Annotated in this window: 5 protein-coding genes, 1 pseudogene and 1 riboswitch; all 6 genes and pseudogenes read left to right on the top strand. The window is 47.0% G+C overall.

Annotation, left to right across the window (positions count from 1 at the left end; translation table 11 throughout):
• Positions 1-989 (top strand): glycosyltransferase family 4 protein (locus tag GRP75_RS14725; RefSeq protein ID WP_160789661.1); only part of this gene is annotated, 989 nt, incomplete at its 5' end.
• Between the two features lie 28 nt (positions 990-1017).
• Positions 1018-2118 carry a glycosyltransferase gene (locus tag GRP75_RS14720; protein ID WP_023987424.1) on the top strand — a complete coding sequence of 367 codons (1101 nt, stop codon included), beginning with the start codon at positions 1018-1020 and terminating at the stop codon, positions 2116-2118.
• A 5-nt stretch (positions 2119-2123) separates the two neighbouring features.
• Positions 2124-3452: a UDP-glucose dehydrogenase family protein gene (locus GRP75_RS14715; RefSeq protein WP_160789660.1), complete on the top strand. Its 1329-nt coding sequence runs from the start codon at positions 2124-2126 to the stop codon at positions 3450-3452.
• A gap of 666 nt (positions 3453-4118) precedes the next feature.
• Positions 4119-5495, top strand: a complete 1377-nt coding sequence (locus GRP75_RS14710) for a sugar phosphate nucleotidyltransferase (protein ID WP_160789659.1) — start codon at positions 4119-4121, stop codon at positions 5493-5495.
• Positions 5496-5650: 155 nt separating this feature from the next.
• A riboswitch (cyclic di-GMP riboswitch) is annotated at positions 5651-5731 on the top strand.
• Positions 5732-5744: 13 nt separating this feature from the next.
• The gene (locus GRP75_RS14705; RefSeq protein ID WP_071559045.1) at positions 5745-7319 is read left to right on the top strand and encodes a glycosyl hydrolase; all 1575 of its coding nucleotides are present in this window, start codon (positions 5745-5747) and stop codon (positions 7317-7319) included.
• 48 nt (positions 7320-7367) lie between these two features.
• Positions 7368-8665: pseudogene (locus GRP75_RS14700) on the top strand (hypothetical protein); the annotation flags it as partial.

The following is an 8665-nucleotide window of genomic DNA, read 5'->3' as shown; positions in this document are numbered from 1 at the left end:
ATCGAATCGTCCAATGGAACGATGCGATTCGCAATCGGGGACGGAATGCCGTGAATCTAGGTGCGCCTGCAGCAGCTTTTCGTTTGCTGGCTTACGGTAGAAAACTTGCGCCCTTGCTGCGTGAGGAAAAGGTCGTGTGCGTTCACACGAACTCGCTCAAGTCTGCACTGTATGGTACAGTAGCCGCCAAATCGGCGAAGCTGCCCTTGATCTGGCATATCCGTGACCACATCGGTCCGCCGTATCTGAAGCCGATTGTGGCCAAAGGGATTCGGCTGATGTCCCGCTTTTTGCCCAACGGAGTGATTGCTAATTCCAAGTCCACGCTGAGTGCGTTGGAGTTACCCCCGGACAAAAAGACGCTTGTCGTTTATTCCGCTTTTGCCAAAGCAATTACAGCACGTGACACGGCTGCGGATTCACGTGGTGATGACTCGTTTAACGTCGTATTGGTCGGCAGATTGGCGGAATGGAAGGGACAGCATATTTTACTGGAAGCGGCACGCTCCTTTTTACCGGATCAGCGCGTGAAATTCTGGCTGGCTGGAGATGCGTTGTTCGGAGAAGAGGAATACAAGCAACGATTAGAGTCCACGATGCGCGAATACGGGTTGGCTAACGTCAATCTGTTGGGACACGTCGATGACATTCAAGGCCTGATGCAGCGTTGTGATTTGCTGATTCATACCTCTATTACACCAGAACCATTCGGTCAGGTCATTATTGAAGGCATGGCTGCGGGTCTCCCAGTGATTGCTTCCAATGAGGGTGGACCCAAGGAAACGGTGGTACCCCATGAAACCGGGCTGCTTATTGAACCGGGTGATCCGGCTAAGCTGGAAGAAGCCATCCGCTGGATGTTGGAGCATCCACAAGAACGTCAGCAGATGGGTGAGAGAGGGATGGAACGGGTCAAAAAGCATTTTGTCATCGAGAACACAGTTAAGGATATAGTTCATTACTATAAGGGTTTGTTGGCAGGAGTCTGACCGACATTCGCGTTAAAGGATGATTCAGATGAAAATAGCGATAGCACACGATTACTTAATCCAAATGGGCGGAGCGGAAAGGGTAGTAGAGGTATTCCACGATATGTATCCGGAGGCTCCTATCTTCACAACGGTGTTCAGCGACGACCGCCTGTCGCGTAACTTGAAGGATGCGGATATTAGAGCCACTTGGCTACAAAAAGTCCCAGGGGTGAAGGACAACTTCAAAGGAGTGCTGCCGCTGTATCCCATTGCTATCCGTGATTTTGATTTTAGGGATTTCGACATTGTTTTAAGCTCCAGCAGTGCATTTATGAAAAGCATCCAGGTACCCAAACATACGTTTCACATTTGTTATTGTCACACACCGATGCGGTTTGCCTGGGATTACGATACATATATGGCCCGGCAGTCCAAATCCAACCTGCTCAAAAACATGCTCAAGCTGTACATGAACCGGTTGAAAACATGGGATGCCAAAACTTCTCGCAACGTAGACCAGTTTGTTGCCAACTCTTCGGTTGTTAAACGAAGAATTTTGCACTATTACCAAAGGGATTCGGATGTGATTTTTCCACCTATTAATACATCCCGTTTTAAACGCGCTACAAACATCGGTGACTATTACCTGATCGTATCCCGATTGGTGTCCTACAAGCGCATCGATCTCGCGATCGAAGCATTCAAACGTAACGGTCTCAAGCTGCGCATTGTGGGTGAAGGACCAGACCGTAAACGACTCGAAGGTATGGCTGCCCCGAATATTGAGTTCCTCGGCAGGCTTGAGGATGAAGAGGTTAACAAGCTGATGGCAGAATGCCGAGCGCTCGTTTTTCCGGGTGAAGAGGACTTCGGTATTACGCCTTTGGAGGCGAATGCGGCCGGACGGCCTGTCATCGCTTTTCAGGGTGGGGGAGCGCTGGATACGATTGTTCCTCATGTGAACGGCGTATTTTTCCGCAAGCATCAAGTAGAGGATGTGCTGGAGGCCGTCGAAAAGGTTGAGCAACATGCATGGAATGTGGACGATATCATTACCCATGCCCGCAAATTTGATGAAGAAAACTTCAAGGATCAATTAAAAAAGTATGTAGAACAAGCCTATGTGAACTTTCTAAAAGGAGGATGAACGGAATGAAGCTGGCTGTAATCGGTACTGGATACGTTGGGCTCGTCTCGGGTGTATGTTTTGCGCAAAAAGGTAATGAGGTGATTTGTGTCGATCTGGAGCAGCACAAAATCGACATGTTGAACCGGGCAGAATCTCCGATTTATGAACCGGGTATTGAGGAATTGATCGCGTTGAATCTGGAAGCGGGCCGGTTGGAGTTCACCTCGGATTTGGCCGATGCGGTACGCCGCTCGGATATCGTAATTTTGGCGGTAGGTACGCCTTCTCTGGCTAACGGCGAGGCGAATTTGTCGTACATTGAACAGGCGGCCGCTGATGTTGGGAAAGCCATGAACGGGTATAAGATTATTATGACCAAGAGTACTGTACCTGTCGGAACGAACGAAAAGATTAAGGACGTGTTGGCTCGTCACACGAGTTTGTCTTTCGATATCGTCTCCGCGCCGGAGTTCCTGAGAGAAGGCTCAGCCATCAATGATACGCTTCATCCGGATCGCATCATTATTGGTTTGGACAATACAGGATTGCGTGAAACCATGGTCACTCTGCATCAGGTCTTCACGGATAAAATCTATGTGACGGATATCCGTAGTGCTGAAATGATCAAATACGCGTCCAATGCGTTTCTGGCAACTAAAATTTCGTTCATTAACGAAATCGCTAATATTTGCGAAAAGGTTGGCGCCGATGTAACCTGTGTGGCTGACGGTATGGGTATGGACAAACGGATTGGTTCCTCTTTCCTACAAGCAGGGATCGGGTATGGTGGCTCTTGCTTTCCAAAAGACACAAATGCGCTTATCCAAATTGCAGGTAATGTAGACTATGAATTTAAGTTGTTGAAATCGGTGGTCGAGGTGAATACCGACCAGCGCTTTATGATTGTATCCAAGCTGCGCGAATCGCTGGGTCAACTGAACGGTGTGTCCATTGGCATTTGGGGCCTCGCCTTCAAGCCCAATACAGATGACATCCGCGAAGCTCCAGCACTGGAAATCGTAGAAACGCTCATTCAGGCAGGCGCTATTGTCAAGCTGTATGATCCCATTGCGATGGATAAATTCAAGGAGCGCGTGGATCACCCGAATATTATGTGGTGCTCATCCCCACAGCAAGCCGCTGAAGGTAGCGACGCTGTGTGCCTGTTGACTGATTGGGAAGAGTTCAAAAAAGTTGATCTCGTACAACTGGCCTCCATTCTGCACAAACCGGTTCTCATTGACGGTCGTAACGTATTCGGTGAGGAACAGATCCAAGGCTCCGGGCTGGAATACTACTCCGTGGGTCGTCCGCGGATGAGTGGGTGGAATCGGGATAAAGTGGAAGTTTAAAAGTGACAGATTAAAAAGTGACTGTGGCGGTGTTGGAGGCGCTGAAGGCGCTGCGCGTGCAGATTGTTCTTCCGATTGCTGTTACCCCCGGATTTTCTGGATTATATAAAACATTCAAAGGTTAAAATCCGGGGATAAAGGCAAACGCTGACGCTTCTCCAGAACAATTCTGCCCGCTCCGCTGCTTTTCGCCGTGGAGTCACAATTTTTAAACTCCCACCTTATGGGGGGAGTAGAAGGGCAGATCAGAAGGAGCGGCGCGGTTGATGCCGCTCCTTCCGATCAAAGCGCCATGCGGCTGTACCGCGGCGCCGCTCCTGTGAAGCAAGGCAGGTAAACGCCAAACGTGAGATTTTACAGGCTGACCGGACTTAATAATGTCCGGTCGTGCCTTTTGCAATAAACGGTATGATCGGCATGATGCATTTTTGAGTAGCGCAGGGATGGATTTGAATCTGGAGAAGCGGAGCGTTCGCCTGAAAGCTTTCCAAAGGAAAGCTCGCATCGGAAGCATAAGCTTAGTGGGATTCAAACCTATATACGATTTTATATAATCGAGTGAATCCCGGTCCAACAGCGATCATAAGATTAAATTCATACCGTAGCGGGTAGTCAACTCATCATCAGAACGATCATCCAACCAATATAGAGAGGAAGTGGAGAGTTATGAAGCTCGTACTTTTGTCTGGTGGTTCCGGTAAAAGATTATGGCCTTTGTCCAACGATTCCCGTTCCAAACAATTTTTGAAGGTACTGGAGAACCCGGAGGGGATTTCTGAATCCATGGTACAGCGGGTATGGAGACAATTGGGAGACAACGGATTATCAGAATCCTCGTTTATTGCGACAGGGAGAGCACAGGTCGAAATGATCCAGAGTCAGGTCGGGCCGAATACACGCATCATTGTTGAGCCGGAACGCAGAGACACCTTTCCTGCGATTGCGCTGACAGCGACTTATCTATATTCCATTGCAGGTGTTTCACCTGATGAAATTATAGCAATATTGCCTGTAGATCCTTATGTTGAGGATGCTTTCTTCGCTTCCGTAGCCCAGCTGGAACATACGCTTCAGGAGAGTGAAGGCAAGCTTGCTTTAATCGGAGTTGTCCCTTCCTATCCTTCAGAGAAATATGGTTACATTATTCCGAAAAACGATGCCACTCAAGGTAGCACAGGCTACCGTGAAGTGAGCCATTTTCAAGAGAAACCCGACCGGGAGCAGGCGGAGCGTCTGATTGAACGCAATGCTCTATGGAACTGCGGGGTTTTTGCATTCAAATTAAGTTATTTGCTGGATATCTTGGCATCCAAGGGGTTGCCACTTAATTATGAAGAAATGCAAAAGCAATACGCATCTCTGGAAAAAATCAGCTTTGACTATGAAGTAGTCGAGAAGGAAAAGGACATCGTAGTTCTTCCGTATGATGGTTTTTGGAAGGATTTGGGTACCTGGAATACACTCACAGAAGAAATGTCTAATCAACAAGTGGGCAGAGGTGTAGTAACGGAGGATTGCGTCAATACGAGCCTTATTAACGAGTTAGACATTCCTGTGGCGATCATTGGAACGAATGATCTGATCGTAGCCGCTAGCCCGGATGGCATTCTTGTGACCAATAAGGCAGAAAGTCCTCGTATTAAGGAAGTGCTCAAGGCTCATGATCAGCGTCCAATGTATGAAGAACGTCGTTGGGGACAGTATCGGGTTGTGGATTATGTCAAGTATGACGAGGGTAACGAGGTATTGACCAAACGAATCCGCGTACGGAAAGGCAAAAATATCAGCTACCAGCTTCATTTCAAACGAAGTGAAATCTGGACCATTATTAGCGGTGAAGCGGAAATTATTTTGAATGAGAAGCTGCACAAAGTGAAGGCTGGTGACGTAGTACGTATCCCTGAAGGGACGAAGCATAGCATTTTGGCAGTGACCGATGTGGATTTTATTGAGGTGCAGACTGGCTCTGAGTTGGTTGAAGAGGATATTGTCCGCTTTTGTATGGATTGGAATGAAATTTCCCGTCACCAATTTATCTCCTAATTATTTTCGTAAAAACGAAAAAAAGACGAATTCATGAAAATTCATAGCCTAAACTGTCGAAATTGGGCGAAAACCTGTAAATTCATGAACATGACCTATTAAATTTTGGTAAAAAAAAGTCGATACTTAGGGTAAGAAGGAATCCAAACTCCTTCCAACGATAAACGCAGCCCTGTCGAAAGGCAGGTACGCAAAGCTAAAGGGCCTTCCACAAGGATGGCAGCCTGGCTACCGAAAGGAAGAGCGAAAGTGAGATTCAATTTTATTCCTCTGTATCGACTGATACGTCATGTACTCCCCGTTGTTATGCTTTTTTCATTGTTGCCCGTCGGTTTTGGAGATTCTCTGTCGGTGGCGAATGCCGCTTCATTACAACCTGTTAATTCGGACGCTTCTACTCAGGCCCGTGAACTATACAATTATTTACTCAACATCTCAGGGAAAAAAATAGTCACCGGTCAGCATGATTATTTGGAAAGTCCAGATGAATTAAGTAACAAGGTCCAAAAAATCAGTCAGGCATATGTTGGTGTACACGGCTATGAGATGGGAGCTATCTCTGGTCAATCTGACGCTACGGAAGCAGCACAACGTAAAAATGTCGTCGATAGTGCTATCCGTTGGGACAGATCCGGTGGTATTGTGACAATGACTTTTCATGAAGCGCTACCAGGTAGGCCACTGACTTGGGCCAATGTACAGGCGAAAGTAAGTCAGGCAGAGTTCAACAAATACGTGACTCCAGGTACTGCGCAGTATAACCTCCTCATTGCCGATCTGGATAAGGTCGCTGTATCGTTAAAGCAGCTTCGTGATGCAGGGGTTCCGGTTTTGTGGAGACCTTACCACGAAATGAATGGTGACTGGTTCTGGTGGGGAAACAAAAATAATTTCAATCAGCTATGGAATATCATGTACGACCGTTTTACAAACACACATCAATTGAACAATCTGCTGTGGGTATGGAGTCCGAATGCTCCCAATTCGTATACCGTCCCATATACCCCGAAATACCCGGGGGATGACAAAGTGGACATTTTGGCAGTAGACATTTACAACAATGATTTTAAGCAAAGTCATTACGAAGGTCTGCTCGGGTTGGCACGGAATAAGCCGATTGCCATTGGGGAGCACGGTGAGATGCCTAGTTCTGAGGTATTGCAGGCTCAACCTAAATGGGTATATTCCATGACTTGGGGCAAGATGCTGACTGAGAATAACACAACAAATCAAATTCAGGATTATATGAATGATTCGAAGAGTTTGACGCGGGATGATGTGAAAAATGGGCTGGCAGCAATCGAACAACCTGGGACAGACGTACCGACCTTACCGGACGAGGGACAAAGTGAGCCTATCCCGGCTCCGACTCCTCCTTCCGTTCCTGATGTGGTATATGTGAACGGGCTGCAGGGCGAATATTTTAACAATATGAATTTGAGCGGAAGTCCTGCTTTGATCCGTACAGATAGCAAGCTGGACTACAACTGGCGTGCCAATGCAGCTGATCCAAAGGTGAATGCCGATCAGTTCTCGGTTCGCTGGACGGGTAAAATCAAACCGCAATATAGCGAGACCTATACGTTCACAACGATATCCGATGACGGTATCCGTGTATGGGTAGACGGCAAGTTGGTTATTGACAGCTGGTTCAAACAAAGCTGGACAGAGCGTAAAGGTAGTATTACTTTGGAAGCAGGCAAAATGGTAGATTTAAAAGTGGAATACTATGATGAAAAAGGCGACGCGATGGCACGTCTAATGTGGGAAAGTCAGCATGAAGCGAAAGCGGTGATTCCCGGAAACGCTTTGTTTCTTCCTTGATTGATACTCTTTCCCGGTCAAAAAATTTGAGGAGAGAGGGTGGATCATATGATAAAAAAATGGTTATCCCATAGGTATTCAGTAGTTTTATCTGGACTACTAGCGGTCGTAGCTATAGCGATGATCGCTTGGTTTATATACACGCCTTCAAGAAGCGCAGAATTGCAGACGGATAAAGTAGCGGCTGCCAGTCCAGTATGGAAGCTGGGTCAGAGGGATGACTCTTCAGCGGAATTCAAAGGTGTGGTCGGTAGGGATAATATCGATATTTCTACAGCAGCTGCCTCTACCGAATCGTCTGCTAAAGGATCATTGTCAGCATTGTCGGAAGCAGAGAGTACAACAGTTCCGGTATTGCTCAGCAGTGGAGATATTCCTCCCGGTTTGAATGCGTCCACGAACCCTGAACTGACACTCCAGTATAAGCTGAATCAGATTCCTCCCAATGGTATGATATTCCGTGTTCGGATTTTGGATGCGGGCAAAGCAGTCCCGCAAATGGCTGTATTTTCAAATCATCAGCTGTCCGGTATTATTCAGATTGCCGGGGTTTCCGGTACTGGGAGTACTTATAATTTCAAAAACAACTACGAGCTGTATATACCCAAAGAGCAATTGCAAAGCGGTGTTAACGTACTCAAGCTAAAGACAGCGCGCTGCCTATACTGCTCCTCTGCAGAAGATAAAAATGTGTGGTGGACTTGGGATGACTTGAGCTTGGAGACGTTAGCTTCACCTGCGACCGAACCGGTACACGGTAAATATATACTGACCGGAACAAATGTGAACAATAAAGAATTTTATTATGATCAGGGTGCAGTTAAGCATTTACCATACGTTCTCAAGTGGCTGGGCATTGCTTATAGTGGCAACGTCATGAGGGTCACCTGTGCCAGTAATGTGGGCAAGGCCTGTACAGACGTGGATGATTACTATCAAACGTTAAAGCAGTATAATATGCAATCGTCTGCTTTGTATTTATATACAGGTGATATTAAGCTGCAAAAAGATGGTTCTCTACCAGAGACGGCCAAGCAAAAGTTGCGCGATTATGTAAAAAAATACGGTTCTTATCTTCAATATTATGAAGTAGATAATGAACCTGGATTATTTAATCGCTCCAAGGCGGTAAACCTGGCTGTGGCCAAGTGGTTGAATACAGAAGGCAAGCAATTGGCACCGCATCTCAAAACCGTAGCACCGGGCTGGGCCTACTGGCCAACGTACTCTACCAAAGCATGCAAAAATCAAACCAGTGGTACGCAAAAATGCGGTGACCCAGATGGATGGGAACGGGACCCGGCGCAACGTAAACAGCTGGAGGAAGTCACCGACCTGACCAATGG

This window comes from Paenibacillus sp. OT2-17, from assembly GCF_009827695.1.
Lineage (GTDB): Bacteria > Bacillota > Bacilli > Paenibacillales > Paenibacillaceae > Paenibacillus > Paenibacillus polymyxa_B.
Note: the sequence above shows the minus strand (reverse complement) of the source record. Positions and strands in the feature narration are given on the sequence as shown.